Origin of the sequence: Hyunsoonleella ulvae, assembly GCF_016827605.1 — a bacterium.
Taxonomy (GTDB): Bacteria; Bacteroidota; Bacteroidia; order Flavobacteriales; family Flavobacteriaceae; genus Jejuia; species Jejuia ulvae.
This window is the reverse complement of the sequence record NZ_JAEPJQ010000003.1, coordinates 275,179-289,471: the sequence shown is the minus strand read 5'-3', so window position 1 is coordinate 289,471 and position 14,293 is coordinate 275,179. Positions and strand designations below refer to the sequence as shown.

General features: G+C 36.4%; 14 protein-coding genes. All 14 read right to left on the bottom strand.

Annotation, left to right across the window (positions count from 1 at the left end; translation table 11 throughout):
• Positions 1-82: 82 nt before the first annotated feature.
• Entirely contained in the window at positions 83-1,357 is a 1,275-nt protein-coding gene (gene argH, locus JS605_RS10280) for an argininosuccinate lyase (RefSeq protein ID WP_203257636.1), read from the bottom strand.
• A gap of 85 nt (positions 1,358-1,442) precedes the next feature.
• Positions 1,443-2,507 (bottom strand): M20 family metallo-hydrolase, encoded by a 1,065-nt coding sequence (locus tag JS605_RS10275; protein WP_203257635.1) that lies wholly within the window; start codon positions 2,505-2,507, stop codon positions 1,443-1,445.
• Positions 2,508-2,509: 2 nt separating this feature from the next.
• A complete protein-coding gene (gene argB / locus JS605_RS10270) occupies positions 2,510-3,286 on the bottom strand; it encodes an acetylglutamate kinase (RefSeq protein WP_203257634.1) in 777 nt (258 codons plus the stop codon).
• A 49-nt stretch (positions 3,287-3,335) separates the two neighbouring features.
• Positions 3,336-4,274, bottom strand: coding sequence for an N-acetylornithine carbamoyltransferase (locus tag JS605_RS10265; protein ID WP_203257633.1), 939 nt, complete (start codon positions 4,272-4,274; stop codon positions 3,336-3,338).
• A gap of 10 nt (positions 4,275-4,284) precedes the next feature.
• Positions 4,285-4,893, bottom strand: a complete 609-nt coding sequence (locus tag JS605_RS10260) for an SMI1/KNR4 family protein (RefSeq protein WP_203257632.1) — start codon at positions 4,891-4,893, stop codon at positions 4,285-4,287.
• 7 nt (positions 4,894-4,900) lie between these two features.
• Positions 4,901-5,665, bottom strand: coding sequence for a glutamate 5-kinase (proB, locus tag JS605_RS10255; protein ID WP_203257631.1), 765 nt, complete (start codon positions 5,663-5,665; stop codon positions 4,901-4,903).
• Between the two features lie 39 nt (positions 5,666-5,704).
• Entirely contained in the window at positions 5,705-6,898 is a 1,194-nt protein-coding gene (locus JS605_RS10250) for a glutamate-5-semialdehyde dehydrogenase (RefSeq protein WP_203257630.1), read from the bottom strand.
• Between the two features lie 15 nt (positions 6,899-6,913).
• Complete coding sequence (locus tag JS605_RS10245) at positions 6,914-8,062, bottom strand: aspartate aminotransferase family protein (RefSeq protein WP_203257629.1); 1,149 nt, start codon at positions 8,060-8,062, stop codon at positions 6,914-6,916.
• Positions 8,063-8,150: 88 nt separating this feature from the next.
• A complete protein-coding gene (gene proC, locus JS605_RS10240) occupies positions 8,151-8,945 on the bottom strand; it encodes a pyrroline-5-carboxylate reductase (RefSeq protein WP_203257628.1) in 795 nt (264 codons plus the stop codon).
• Positions 8,946-9,161: 216 nt separating this feature from the next.
• The gene (argC, locus tag JS605_RS10235; RefSeq protein WP_203257627.1) at positions 9,162-10,145 is read right to left on the bottom strand and encodes an N-acetyl-gamma-glutamyl-phosphate reductase; all 984 of its coding nucleotides are present in this window, start codon (positions 10,143-10,145) and stop codon (positions 9,162-9,164) included.
• A gap of 52 nt (positions 10,146-10,197) precedes the next feature.
• Positions 10,198-11,373 carry an argininosuccinate synthase gene (locus JS605_RS10230; RefSeq protein WP_203257626.1) on the bottom strand — a complete coding sequence of 392 codons (1,176 nt, stop codon included), beginning with the start codon at positions 11,371-11,373 and terminating at the stop codon, positions 10,198-10,200.
• Positions 11,374-11,382: 9 nt separating this feature from the next.
• Positions 11,383-11,970 (bottom strand): GNAT family N-acetyltransferase, encoded by a 588-nt coding sequence (locus JS605_RS10225; protein WP_130937669.1) that lies wholly within the window; start codon positions 11,968-11,970, stop codon positions 11,383-11,385.
• 418 nt (positions 11,971-12,388) lie between these two features.
• Positions 12,389-13,186, bottom strand: coding sequence for a 3-keto-disaccharide hydrolase (locus JS605_RS10220; protein ID WP_239000323.1), 798 nt, complete (start codon positions 13,184-13,186; stop codon positions 12,389-12,391).
• Positions 13,187-13,195: 9 nt separating this feature from the next.
• Positions 13,196-14,248 carry a sugar phosphate isomerase/epimerase family protein gene (locus JS605_RS10215; RefSeq protein WP_203257624.1) on the bottom strand — a complete coding sequence of 351 codons (1,053 nt, stop codon included), beginning with the start codon at positions 14,246-14,248 and terminating at the stop codon, positions 13,196-13,198.
• Between the last annotated feature and the right edge of the window lie 45 nt (positions 14,249-14,293).

Here is a 14,293-nt window from a genome sequence, read left to right as displayed (position 1 = left end):
GTTTAGTTTGTTTATTGGTTGACTTTGATCAACTCTCAAAACTAAAAGGCTTCCTGTCGGAAGCCTTTTTAATAACGTAAATTTAATTAGGAAACTTAGCTTTAATTCTATCTAAAGATAGGTTGTGGATGCTTCCTATATGGGTATGCTGTTTTGAGGTATCTGGAATATAAGTACCATCCTGTACTTGCCCACCTATTTTTTGGTAGGCCTCTCTAAAGCTCTGTCCCTCAACTACAAGCGTATTTATATTATCTACCGTGAATAGGTATTTATATTTATCATCATTCAAATCAATATCTTTTACAATGACTTGTTGAATAGCGTAATTAAAAATATCTAAAATGTCTTTCAACTCTTCAAAAGCTGCAATCATGTTTTCTTTCAATAACTGAAAATCTCTGTGATATCCGCTTGGTAAATTATTGGTAATTAATACCATTTCGGTTTGTAATGCTTGTATTTTATTGCACTTACCACGAATCAACTCAAATACATCTGGGTTTTTTTTATGTGGCATAATACTACTACCAGTAGTTAACTCGTCTGGGAAAGTGACAAAGCCAAAATTCTGACTCATATACAAACACACATCCATTGCAAATCTAGATAGTGTGTTGGCTAAACTTCCTAAAGCCGCAGCAATAGTGCGCTCGTTTTTACCACGTCCCATTTGTGCAGCTACTACATTATACTTTAGCGTAGCAAAATCCATTTCTTTAGTAGTTAGCTCTCTATCGATAGGAAATGAACTCCCATAACCAGCAGCCGAACCTAGTGGGTTTTGGTCCACCGTTTTTAAGGCAGCGTTTAGTAAATACACATCGTCAATCATTAATTCAGCATAGGCCGAAAACCATAATCCAAAGGATGAAGGCATCGCGACTTGTAAATGTGTATATCCTGGTAAGAGTTTGTCTTTATGTGTTTCAGCTAAATCTAAAAGCGTATCAAACAGTGTTTTTACTTTAGATTGTACTACCTGTAAATTCTCTTTATAGTATAAATGGCATGCCACTAAAACCTGGTCGTTTCTAGAGCGTGCCGTGTGTATTTTTTTTCCAACCTCTCCCAAAGATTTGGTTAATTCGAACTCTATTTTAGAGTGTACATCTTCAAATTGTGCATCAATTTCAAACGTACCTTCCTCAATTTGTTGTGCCAACACCTCTAAACCTTCTAAAAGCTGTTCTAATTCTTCAGAAGTCAAAATACCAATGCTTTGTAACATTTTAGCATGCGCTTTGGATGCGATAACATCGTACTTTGCTATATGAATATCAATTTCACGGTCGTTCCCAACTGTAAATTGCTCTATTTTATTATCTATTGATATGCCTTTATCCCAGAGTTTCATTATAAAGTTTTTTGTCATTCCCGCGAAGGCGGGAATCTATTTTTTAATTTATTGGATTCCTGCCTTCGCAGGAATGACAGAATTGCTAAACGATAACCCGTTTCAGCAATTCAACATATATTTTAATGCCTTCTTCTATTTCTTTTAAATAAATAAATTCATCTGCACTATGTGAACGTGTACTATCGCCTGGACCTAATTTTAAACTAGGGCAGGATAATACGGCTTGGTCTGATAATGTTGGTGATCCGTATGTACTTCGTCCCATGGCAACTCCAGCTTTTACAAGTGCGTGGCCTGTTGGTATGGAGGATGAATTTAATCTTAAACTACGTGGTGTAATGCTGGTTACTGGTGCTTCTTTTTGTAAAATTTCGGCAATTTCAGCATTACTGTACGCATCATTAACACGAACATCTATTACTAAACTTAAATCGGCTGGTACGGCATTGTGTTGCTTCCCTGCAATTATCTGACTTACGGTTAACTTCACATCGCCTAAAGCTTCGGAGCCTTTTTCAAACCTGTAATCTTTGAACCATTGCAAAGTGTTAATTGCTTTGTAAATCACGTTGTCGTCGTTTGGATGTGCTGCATGGCTTGGCGTTCCTGTCAATACAGCATCGAACACTACGAGACCTTTTTCAGCGACAGCCAAATTCATCAATGTTGGTTCTCCAACAATAGCTACATCTATATTTGGAATAACTGACAGCATACTATTCAACCCATTTGGACCGCTACTTTCTTCTTCCGCGGAAGCGACAATCACTAAGTTATAGTTTAGGTTTTCATGGTTATAGTAATAGGTAAATGTTGCTATTAAAGATACCAAACAACCCCCAGCATCGTTACTGCCTAAACCGTATAGCTTTCCATCTTCTACAATAGCCTTAAATGGGTCTTTTGTGTAAGCAGAATTAGGTTTTACCGTATCGTGATGTGAATTTAAAAGTAAAGTTGGCTTTCCTTCTTTAAAATGTTTATTTACTGCCCAAACGTTATTTTTTGTGCGCTTGTAATTTATACCATAACGCTGAAACCATCCTTCGATATGAGATGCTGTTTGGTCTTCTTCTGATGAAAACGATTGGGTTTCTATCAGTTGTTTTAACAAAGCTACAGCATCATGCGTTAATTCCTGAATCATAATTACAAGGTTATGGTTGTAAAATTATCATTTTCTTGGGTTAACATTGCTGTGTTTCCCATGTTAATAGAATGTACACCATTGTTTAAAGCATCAAAACAATTTTCTAGCTTTGGCAACATACCGTCTGCAATAATACCTTTTTCTAATAATTCGGCATACAATTTAGTATCAATATGTTTAATTACAGAGTTTTTATCGTTAATATCTTCTAATACCCCATTTAGCTCAAAACAATAATAAATAGAAACATCATATAAATGACTCATTCCTACAGCTACCTGACTTGTAATAGTATCAGCATTAGTGTTCAATAATTGTCCATTTCCATCGTGCGTAATGGCACAAAATACTGGTGTGAAATCAGCTTTAATCAATTTATCTATGGATTTACCTGATACGGTTTTTACATCGCCTACAAAACCGAAATCTACATCCTTTACTGGCCTTTTATCAGAAGTAATACTGTTTATATCTGCACCTGTTAGACCAATAGCATCAATATTTAGCCCTTGTAATTTAGCTACTATGTTTTTATTAACTAATCCGCCATACACCATAGTAATGACTTCTAAGGTATCGGCATCAGTAATACGTCTACCATTAACCATTTTAGACTCAATACCCAATTTTGCAGCTACACTAGTAGCGCGTTTTCCACCACCATGTACCAGTACCTTTTTGCCTTCTAACTTTGAAAATAATTGTAGAAAGTTATCTAAAGCATTAGCATCCTCAATGATGTTTCCTCCTATTTTTACGATGGATAGTTTTTCCATTGGCCTCTCCCTCCACCCTCTCCAAAGGAGAGGTAACTTTTTAAGTTCGTTATATGTTTTCTAACAATTTCTTTAATACCAATTGTGCGGCGTAAGTTCTATTATTAGCTTGTTCAATAACTATAGAACTGTCGCTATCTAATACGGTATCCTCTACCACTACATTACGTCTTACTGGTAAACAGTGCATAAATTTTGCATTGCCAAGTTTTTCTTTGGTTATCATCCAATTAGGGTCTGTATCTACCACCTTTCCGTAGTCTTCATAAGAACTCCAGTTTTTGGTGTATACAAAATCGGCATCTTTAAATGCCTCTTCTTGGTTATGATATATTGGTGTGTCTCTTGTTATCTCTGGGCTTAAATCGTAACCTTCTGGATTGGTTATTACAAACTCCACATCCATTTTTTGCATGGCTTGAGTAAAACTATTGGCTACAGCGTGCGGTAATGGTTTTATGTGGGGTGCCCAACTTAACACTACCTTAGGCTTTGCTTTTGTAGCATGTTCTGAAATGGTCAAAGCATCTGTCAACCCTTGTAGTGGATGACCAGTAGCACTTTCCATATTTACAATTGGTACAGACGCATGCTCCATAAAGGCATTCATCACTTGTTCGCTTTCATCTTTGACTTTATCTGTAAGCGTTGGAAATGCGCGTACCGCTATGATATCGCAGTATTGTGATACTACGGCTGCTGCTTCTTTAATATGCTCGGCGGTATTGCCGTTCATAATTGTACCATCTTCAAACTCTAATCCCCAAGCATCTCCCGACACATTCATTACAATAGGATTCATTCCTAAATTTAAGGCTGCCTTTTGCGTACTTAAACGCGTACGTAAACTAGAATTAAAAAATAACAGACCAAGTGTTTTGTCTTTTCCTAAAGTTATATGTTTTAAAGGATTTGTTTTCAAAGCCTTTGCTTCTTCAATCCAAGTGTTAATATTATCAATATCTTTTATGGATGTGTAATGTTTCATTGTTATTACTTTAATTTAAAATAAGTTGAACATCGGACGGTACATTTTGAAGCATCTGGTTTTCTAGAATTTCAACTTCTTCGTTTAACATTTCCTCAAAAGTATTCCAACTATTAGTTAACTCACCACTCTTTCTAAAGCACATTATTTTCTCACCATCAAAAAAATAACCTACATTTTCATCATAAGTATAGGTTCTGCTACCAAAATGAAATAAATCCCTATTGACATCATATCCTAAAATCCAGTTCGAATTTGCGGTTGTCAAATCATGGCATTGCAACCTTCCTCTTGTGAGCGTTCCTTTTGTGTAAAGAGAGGTAGGCAATCCATATAAAGACATTCCATAAATAAATCCTCCATTTATATTTTGCAAAAAACTCTTATAAAAACCAGGAATAATTTTCTTGGTATTGCTCTCAAATTGACTAAACCAATTATTTTTAGCTGGAGAATACAACATAAGTCCCCAGTTTAATTTAGCCACCCATGGCCTATGCAAAATGTTCAGAACAGAATCATCGATTTTTGAATCGTTTCTTAAATATTTTTTTGCTTGCTTTGAAATAGCATCTAATTCAATAGAAAAGCTATTTATTCTTTCTTCAATATTCTGCATAAAAAAACTATATTACCTTAGTAAACAACACATTGTCTTCCATAGCATTGATTATAAAATCATCTTCTAGCCCGTTTACAATCCATGTTTCAACCTCAGCTTCTTTCGCCACTTTGGCAGCTTCTATTTTGCTTTGCATGCCACCACTACCGTGCGAAGATTTAGAATTAACCACCTCGTCTGCCAATTCACTGAAATTAGTAACTTCTTTAATGGTTTTAGGTGTACCGCTTTCTATAGATGCTTTGGTATAAATACCGTTAGTATTGGTAGCAATGATAAATAAATCGGCATTCAACAATGAAGCGGTTAAAGCTCCAAGTTTATCATTATCACCAAATTTTATCTCATCGGTGGCTACCGTGTCATTTTCATTAATTATTGGAATATAATTATTGTTGACCAATACGTTAATCGTATTTGTGATATTCACTTTGCTTTCTTCCTTTTCAAAATCTGAATACGACAACAAACACTGCGAAGTTAACAACCCATATTCCCTAAAAATTTCCTGATATATGCGTATGAGATGTGGCTGACCAATAGACGCTAAGGCTTGTTTTACAAACACCTCTTCTTGCTTACTCTCTAACTTTACAAATTGTTTTGCTACGGCAATTGCCCCAGAACTCACAATAATGAACTCGCAGGTATCTTGAAGTCTCGCTATCTGATTTGCAATGTCTTCAATCTTACCTCTGGAAATATTATCGGTTTCCTTGGTTAGGGTATTAGACCCCATTTTTAGTAATATGCGTTTCTTTTTTTTCATATTAGCTATTGCTAAATTCTAAGAATACCCATTTAAGGTTTAACGAATTTGTCCATTACCATGAACATACCATTTATTGGTTACCAAATGTTGTAAACCAATAGGTCCACGTTGGTGTAATTTATCTGTACTGATGGCTAACTCGCCTCCTAAACCTAATTGTCCACCATCTGTAAATCTAGTTGAAGCATTGTGATACACTGCTGCTGTATCTACATTTTCCATGAAGGTTTTGGCTTCACTATCATCTGTTGTGATGATAGAAGATGAATGTCCCCCAGAATAGGTGTTTATTTTAGCGATAGCGGCGCTGTTAGACTCTATTTCTCCAATTAAGATTTTATAATCTAAAAATTCCTCGTACCAGATATTTTCTGAAGTGATGGCTTCTAAATTATTAGATTGACAAATAGCATCATCGCCTAAAACTTCAATTTTAGAGTCTTTCAATTTTGAAATTAGGGTCTTCACAAATGTATCTTTGTTCTCTAGATTTTTATCAATCAATACCTTATCTACAGCATTACATGCGGATATTTTTGACTTTCCGTTCAAAATAACATCTACTGCAACCTCCAAATCGGCTTTTTCATGTACATACACAAAATTATTGCCTCTACCACTAACAATTACAGGGCACGCTGCATGTTGTTTTACAAAAGCAATTAAACGCTCGCCACCACGAGGCACGATTAAATCTACACGTTGTGTTGGTTTTTCTAAAAATGCTTGGGTTTCTGTTCGGTTAAATTGTAAATATTCCACCCAATCTGTAGACGCACCATTTTCTTTAAGTGCTTGATGCCATAATTCTACGATTTTCAGGTTAGAACGAAGCGACTCTTTTCCGCCTTTTAGTAAAATCTTGTTACCTGATTTAAAAGCAATTCCAGCAGCCTCCACAGTTACGTCTGGTCTAGATTCGTATATGATTAATACCGTACCAAAAGAGGCCGTTTTGTTATACACTTGCATACCGTTTTCGTGTTTAAAGCTAAAACGCTCCACACCAACAGGGTCTTCTTGCGATGCTAGGTGTTTTGCAGCCTTAATCATTTCATCAACTTTGGAGTCGTCTACTTTCAAACGGTCGAACATTGAAATATCATCGCCATTATAAGCCTCTAAATCTGTTTTATTTATTGCGATAATATTGTCTCTTTCTTGTTCTAACAATTCTGCCATTCTTAATAAAACGGCATTTCTTGTTTCTATGGATAATAGTGTATTCATTTTTAGTATTCTGTATCAGTTTGCAGTCAATTCCACATGATTTAGAGCCATTTCTAAAGCTTCAAAAAACTGGTCAATATATTGCTTTTCTATATTTAGTGGTGGTAAAATTCGCAACAACTTTTTATTGGCTGCACCTCCTGTAAATATCTTATAATTATAAATTAAATCTTTGCGTAGGTCGCCTACTTCAAAATCAAACTCCAAGCCTAACATTAAGCCTCTTCCTTTTATTTGTTTTATCTGCGACATTGCCTTTGCTTTTTCAATAAAATAAGCTCCCATCTCGTTGACATTATCTATTAGATTTTCATCTTCAATGGTATTTAAAACGGCCAAACCAGCAGCACATGCTAAGTGATTACCCCCAAATGTAGTGCCCAACATGCCGTATTTTGCTTCGATATCTGGATGGATTAAAACACCACCAATTGGGAATCCATTCCCCATACCTTTGGCAATGGAAATAACATCTGGTATAACATTGTAATGCTGAAACGCAAAGAATTTACCAGAACGCCCGTAACCAGACTGTACTTCATCAGCAATAAACATGGTATTGTTCGCTTTACACAAGGCATCTACTTGCTCAAAGAATTCTGCCGTACCTTGGTCTAAACCACCAACACCTTGAATAAACTCCACAATAACCGCGCAAACATCTCCTTTTTCGAGCTCTCTTTTTACACCTTCAACATCGTTTAATTCTAAAAAAGTTACTTTTTGTTGTGCGTTTAACGGTGCTACCACATTTGGATTATCAGTCGCGGCAACTGCGGCTGATGTACGTCCATGAAATCCATTTTTGAAAGCAAGTACACGAGCCTTCCCTGTTTTAAACGAGGCTACTTTTAAAGCGTTTTCATTTGCCTCAGCACCAGAATTACATAAGAATAGCTGATAACCTTTACAGCCAGAAAGCTGCTCTAATTTGTCAGCTAATTGTTTTTGCAACGGATTTTGAATCGCATTAGAATAAAACCCTAAGGTTTCAACTTGTTTTGTAACTGCCTTTACATAATCTGGATGTGCATGCCCAATGGAAATAACGGCATGTCCTCCGTAAAGGTCTAAATACTCAATCCCTTGGTCATCATATACATGAATGCCTTTCCCCGAAACTGGTGTTACATTATATAATGGATAAACGTCAAATAATGGCATCTTTTCTGTTTTTTAGTTATTGGTTGCTGGTTAACAGCTATTAGTGTTTGACAACTGCATACTGAACACTGCATACTGAATACTGCAATCAACTCTCTTTTAATTGATTAATTTTCTCAAACGAAGCCGTAATTCCTTGAATTAAGGCAGAGCTCAATCCTTTGTGCTCCATTTCATTTAAGCCTGCGATAGTACATCCACTTGGTGTGGTAACCCTATCAATTTCTGCTTCTGGATGCCTACCAGACTCTTTAAGTAAACTAGCAGCGCCATAGCAGGTTTGTAACGCTAAATTATGGGCTTCATCAGCTTCAAAACCTAGCTGAATAGCTCCTTGAGTAGTCGCACGCACAAGGCGCATCCAAAATGCAATACCACTGGCGCAAATTACAGTAGCAGCTTGTATTTGTTCTTCAGGGATTACCATTGTTGTTCCTAACTGATTAAAAATACTTTTCGCTAATTCAAGCTTCAACTGCCCTACATCGTTAGCCGATAAACAGGTCATCGATTTCCCTATAGAAATCGCCGTATTTGGCATCACACGAATAATATGTTTATCATCGCCAATAATATTTTCAATTTTAGCTATAGAAAAACCAGCAGCCACCGACATTATTACATGGTCTTGAGTTATTAAAGGTTCCAATTCCTTTAAAACACCTTCAATATGTCGCGGCTGAAGGGCAAAAATCACAACATCACTGTTCTCTACAGCAGCCGCATTACTATTCGTAATTTTTACATAATCTTCATCTACAAACTCATTGACTTGCGCCGTATTTCTATCACTTAAATACAACGATGTAAACGACTTGTTTTTAATAAGCCCCTTTGCAATTGAGCTTCCTAAATTCCCGGTTCCAATTATAGCTATTCTCATGTCCAAATTCTTTTTTCATTCCTCAAAAGAGGAGGTTTACTTTTATTATTCTTTTTTATGGCGTTACCCACAAGGGGTCGGGCTTTCCGTTCCAAGTCCTCGCTGCACCCTAAAGGGATTCCGCTGTGGGCTTTCCTCTACAATCCCTAACGCGCTCACTCAAGCGCAACAATACGCATGAGTAAAATTCCTCCCCTTCGGGGAGGTTAGGTGGGGCTAAAAATAAGTGCCTTTCAAACCTAAGCCCATAGTTTCTTCCAATCCAAACATCAAATTCATATTCTGTACAGCTTGTCCAGAAGCACCTTTCAATAAATTATCAATCGTACTTGTAATTAATAATTTACCATTATGTTTATGTAAATGCACTAAACACTTATTAGTGTTTACCACTTGCTTCATATGTAAAAACTCATCCGACACAAATGTAAATTTTGCATCCTTGTAAAACGACTTATAAATAGCTTTGGCATCGTCTACAGAACCATCAAAATCGGTATAGATAGTCGCAAAAATACCTCTAGAAAAATTACCTCTATTTGGCATAAAAATAATTTCAGAAGAAAAATTGGCTTGCAACTGATTTACCGACTGGTTAATCTCTCCTAAATGTTGATGCGTAAAGGGTTTGTAATACGAAAAATTATTATCGCGCCAGGTATAATGTGTGGTAGCAGATAACGACGTTCCTGCTCCAGTAGCTCCAGTAACCGCATTAACATGTACATCCTTTTTAAGTAATCCAGCATCAGCCAAAGGCAATAATCCTAGCTGAATAGCCGTAGCAAAACAACCAGGATTAGCAATGTAATTCGCATTTAAAATAGCCTCTTTATTCAATTCTGGCAATCCATATACAAATGTTTTCCCATCAAAAACTTTATCAGCTTCCAATCTAAAATCGTTACCTAAATCAATAATTTTAGTACTATCAGAAAACGTATTAGCCGATAAAAACTTAACCGAATTTCCGTGCCCTAAGCACAGAAACAATACATCTACGTTTGGGTTAACTGTATCAGTAAACACACGGTTTAAAGACCCCACCAAATCTTGGTGTACTTTAGAAATTTGATTTCCTGCATTACTTGTACTATACACAAAATCTATCTCAACCTCAGGATGATTAATCAACAATCTAATAAGTTCTCCTGCAGTGTAACCTGCGCCTCCTATGATACCTACTTTTATTTTCTTCATTTCAATTTATATTCTATTGAGATGCTGAAACGAGTTCAGCATGACAATAAGATTAAGAGTTTACCTGCTGATAAATCTTGTTTTGATTTCCTATAATTTTGATAAAACCTTTCGCATCGTCGGCAGTCCATGCTTTATTTTCTTCGCCGTAACTTCCAAACTTCGCACTCATTAAATCATGTTCTGATATGATACCGTCTAATGAGAAATGATAAGGTTTTAAGGTTACCGTAACGTCTCCAGACACTTTTTCTTGACTGTTAGATAAAAACGCTTCAATATCTCGCATTACAGGGTCTAAATACTGTCCTTCGTGCAAATGCATACCATAGAAACTAGATAAATATTCCTTATGTTGTAATTGCCACTTTGTTAGCGTATGCTTTTCCAATAAATGGTGTGCTTTCACAGTAATTAAAGCAGCTGCTGCTTCAAATCCTACGCGACCTTTTATACCCACAATGGTATCACCTACATGAATATCTCTACCTATAGCATAAGCCGATGCTAAATCATTCAATTTTTCAATATTTACCTCTGGTGCATTAGTTGCGCCATTCAAAGCTACAAACTCCCCTTTATCAAAGGTTAAAGTTACCTTTTCTTCGCCTTCTTTTTCTAATTGCGACGGATATGCTTCACTTGGTAATGGCTTTTCAGAAGTTAATGTTTCTGCACCACCTACACTCGTACCCCACAACCCTTTGTTTACAGAGTATTGTGCTTTTTCCCAAGACATATCAATACCATTAGCTTTTAAATATTCTATCTCTTCTTGTCTTGATAGTTTTTGGTCTCTAATTGGTGTGATGATTTTAATACCAGGTGCCAGCGTTTGAAAAATCATATCAAAACGCACTTGGTCGTTTCCAGCACCAGTACTTCCGTGAGCAATATATTCAGCATCAATACTTTTGGCGTACTCAATAATTTCAATAGCTTGTACAATACGTTCTGCACTTACAGATAATGGGTAGGTATTATTTTTCAACACATTACCAAAAATTAAATACTTCACTACCTTTTGGTAAAAGGTTGTTACAGCATCTATATTTTTATAGGTAGACACACCCATTTTATAGGCATTACTTTCAATGTGTTTAATTTCGTCTTGTGTAAAACCTCCTGTGTTTACACTTACCGCATGCACATCGTATTCTTTGGATAAACTTACTGCACAATACGATGTATCTAATCCGCCACTGTAGGCTATTACTAATTTTTTCATGAATTTGTTTTAACTAATATTTTTAAGAATCTTATTAAACTGATTGATTTTAGATTCGAAATATGGATTAACGTAATACTTATATTTAAACTCATCCCTCAATTTCCCTAATTTCTCAAGTGTTTCAATTAAAACAGGAGACAAGTCTTTTAATGTAATAAACTTCATGCCTAACAACTCATTGTTAAGGTGCACGGTTTTATCTTGGGCTATTGAAATAAGAAATGCTTTTGAAAATTTTTTGGTCAACGCATCCATTAATAACAACCCTAAATTATGATTTCTATAGGTTTTATGAATCCATAAAGAGGAACGCTCGTATACAGAATGCTTTTCTATAGTGTGCCTGTGTGCAAAAATATGACCAACGATATCATCATCTTTTAAAAGCAAAAAACAACCATTATTGAGTCTATCAAGTAACATACCTACACTAGCATGATACATCGCAGGAAGATTTTTAGTTCTTTCTGAAATAATCTGTAGCTGTGTTTTGGAAACCTCATGCGTAAAAACAAGCTCTAAGCCTTTATCTTCGCAAAAGGCTGTTGCTTCTAATAAAGCTTTATTAATATCTTTTTCCAATGTCGTTTCCATGTTTAGTTGTTGTTTTTTTCAAAACACATTTCTAGTTTAATATTCAACTTTGACCTAAATAGGTGTGAATTTTAAATTACTTTTCTGCTGAAATTTTCCATAATGGAATAATCCCAATAAACTTTAATACTTCAATACATAACGAAAATCGCGAAAGTGAATTACTTTCTTAAACAGATACACCCCACTAGGGGCGTGTTTGAGGAAAACGCACAACAACTGCCTCAGCATTGGCTGCTGAAACAAAAGAGATAAAAGATATGTTGTTTCCTGTTTTCACTGAATAACCATCTTAACTATTAACTCTAAATCGTCGGCGTGAGCCCCTTTCGTTAATATGAGCGGCAAAATTACAACTTATTATGAATTAAACAACTACTAAATGTAAAAAATAAAACCTACGGAAATAAAAGTTGTTTTAATCCAACGCTCTAATCCAAATATTTCTGTAGCTCACACGGCTATTATCGCCATGGTCTTGTAACATTAAAGGTAGTTTACCATGGGGGTTATACTTTGGAAAACCTACATGTGCCACAGCACCTTGGATTTCAAAATTATCCTGAATTAACACACCATTGTGCAACACTGTAATGGTTGCTTCTTTAATCACACGTCCTAAATCGTTAAACCTTGGTGCGTGAAAAATTATATCGTAAGTATTCCAATCGCCGCTTGCAACCGATGCTTTTACTAATGGTACCGATTGTTTGTATATGGCTCCAACCTGTCCGTTAACATAAGTATCGTTGTTGTTATTATCTAAAATCTGGACTTCATATTGACTTTGTAAAAACACACCGCTATTAGCACGATGTTGCCCATTCCCACGAATATCTTTCGGCGATTTCCATTCTATATGCAACTGTACACTCCCAAATTGTTGCTTGGTTTGAATGTCTCCAGATCTATCTTTTACCGTCATTGAACCATCTTCATTTAAAATCCATTGTACGGCACTGCTATCCTTTACGTGCTCCCAAGCCCCAAAATTGCTACCATCAAAAAGCACAATGGCATCACTAGGCGCTCCGTTTTGCCCTTTGGGATTTACCGTTGGCGGTACAGGTTTATATAGCTCTGTCTCTTCAGGAGTTGTGGGTTCTTCTTTATTGAGTGCTTTTTCTTTGGCTAACTTTTCACTTTTATCTTCTAGTAAATAGTTACAGGAACTTATTGCAAGCAATAATAACAGTAAGGGTAAAATTCGCTTCAAAACCATGGCTTAGATTCCTAGTATATTTTTTAAATAATCTTCATCTATATCGCCTCCTGCAAAATCATCAAAACTACGTGTAGCGGCTTCAATAATATGCTTTTGAATGAAAGGAGCTCCCTCCCTTGCGCCTTGTTCAGAGGATTTAATACAACACTCCCATTCCATAACCGCCCATAAATCGAGTCCATATTTTGTTAATTTTGAAAAAATGGCACTAAAATCCACCTGTCCGTCTCCCAAACTTCTAAAACGTCCTGCTCTATCTTTCCAATCGGCATAACCGCCATACACACCTTGTCGTCCTGTTGGGTTAAACTCAGCATCCTTTACATGAAACGCTCTTATATGCTCATGATAAATATCAATAAACTGCAAATAATCCAGTTGCTGTAATACAAAATGACTGGGGTCGTATAATAGATTCGCTCTTGAATGATTCCCAGTAGCTTCTAAAAAACGCTCGTACGACACACCATCGTGCAAATCTTCGCCTGGATGAATCTCATAACACACATCTACGCCACAGTCATCAAAATGATTCAAAATAGGCAACCAACGCGCCGCTAATTCCTTGAATCCCATTTCTACCAAACCTGCTGGCCGTTGTGGCCAAGGGTACACCGTATGCCACATTAATGCTCCAGAGAACGACGCGTGCGATTTTAAACCTAAACGCTTACTTGTTGTTCCAGATTTTTTTACAAAATCTATCGCCCACTCGGTTCTAGCCTTAGGATTGCCTCGAACAGCTTCTGGTGCAAAACCATCAAACATAGTATCGTATGCTGGGTTTACGGCAACTAATTGCCCTTGTAAATGGGTAGACAATTCCGTAATTTCTAACCCATAAGACTGTACTTTTCCTTTAAGCTCGTCGCAATAGGTCTGACTTTCTGCTCCTTTTTCAATATCTATTAAGCTAGATTCCCATGTTGGGATTTGTATACCTTTATAGCCTAAATCTGCTGCCCATTTACACATACCATCTAAACTATTAAATGGCGCTTCACTACCTGCAAACTGCGCTAAAAATACTGCTGGTCCTTTTATTGTTTTCATAGGCCCCTCCCTTCCTCCCCAAAGGGGAGGTGTTTTATTTTATTA

Excerpts from the sequence above, each read along its gene's own strand:
- JS605_RS10245 (WP_203257629.1), bottom strand. The coding sequence starts at position 8,062 with ATGCCATTATTTGACGTTTATCCATTATATAATGTAACACCAGTTTCG.
- JS605_RS10215 (WP_203257624.1), bottom strand. The coding sequence starts at position 14,248 with ATGAAAACAATAAAAGGACCAGCAGTATTTTTAGCGCAGTTTGCAGGT.
- argC (WP_203257627.1), bottom strand. The coding sequence starts at position 10,145 with ATGAAGAAAATAAAAGTAGGTATCATAGGAGGCGCAGGTTACACTGCA.
- JS605_RS10260 (WP_203257632.1), bottom strand. The coding sequence starts at position 4,893 with ATGCAGAATATTGAAGAAAGAATAAATAGCTTTTCTATTGAATTAGAT.
- JS605_RS10250 (WP_203257630.1), bottom strand. The coding sequence starts at position 6,898 with ATGAATACACTATTATCCATAGAAACAAGAAATGCCGTTTTATTAAGA.
- proC (WP_203257628.1), bottom strand. The coding sequence starts at position 8,945 with ATGAGAATAGCTATAATTGGAACCGGGAATTTAGGAAGCTCAATTGCA.
- JS605_RS10265 (WP_203257633.1), bottom strand. The coding sequence starts at position 4,274 with ATGAAACATTACACATCCATAAAAGATATTGATAATATTAACACTTGG.
- argB (WP_203257634.1), bottom strand. The coding sequence starts at position 3,286 with ATGGAAAAACTATCCATCGTAAAAATAGGAGGAAACATCATTGAGGAT.
- JS605_RS10225 (WP_130937669.1), bottom strand. The coding sequence starts at position 11,970 with ATGGAAACGACATTGGAAAAAGATATTAATAAAGCTTTATTAGAAGCA.
- proB (WP_203257631.1), bottom strand. The coding sequence starts at position 5,665 with ATGAAAAAAAAGAAACGCATATTACTAAAAATGGGGTCTAATACCCTA.
- JS605_RS10230 (WP_203257626.1), bottom strand. The coding sequence starts at position 11,373 with ATGAAAAAATTAGTAATAGCCTACAGTGGCGGATTAGATACATCGTAT.
- JS605_RS10275 (WP_203257635.1), bottom strand. The coding sequence starts at position 2,507 with ATGATTCAGGAATTAACGCATGATGCTGTAGCTTTGTTAAAACAACTG.
- argH (WP_203257636.1), bottom strand. The coding sequence starts at position 1,357 with ATGAAACTCTGGGATAAAGGCATATCAATAGATAATAAAATAGAGCAA.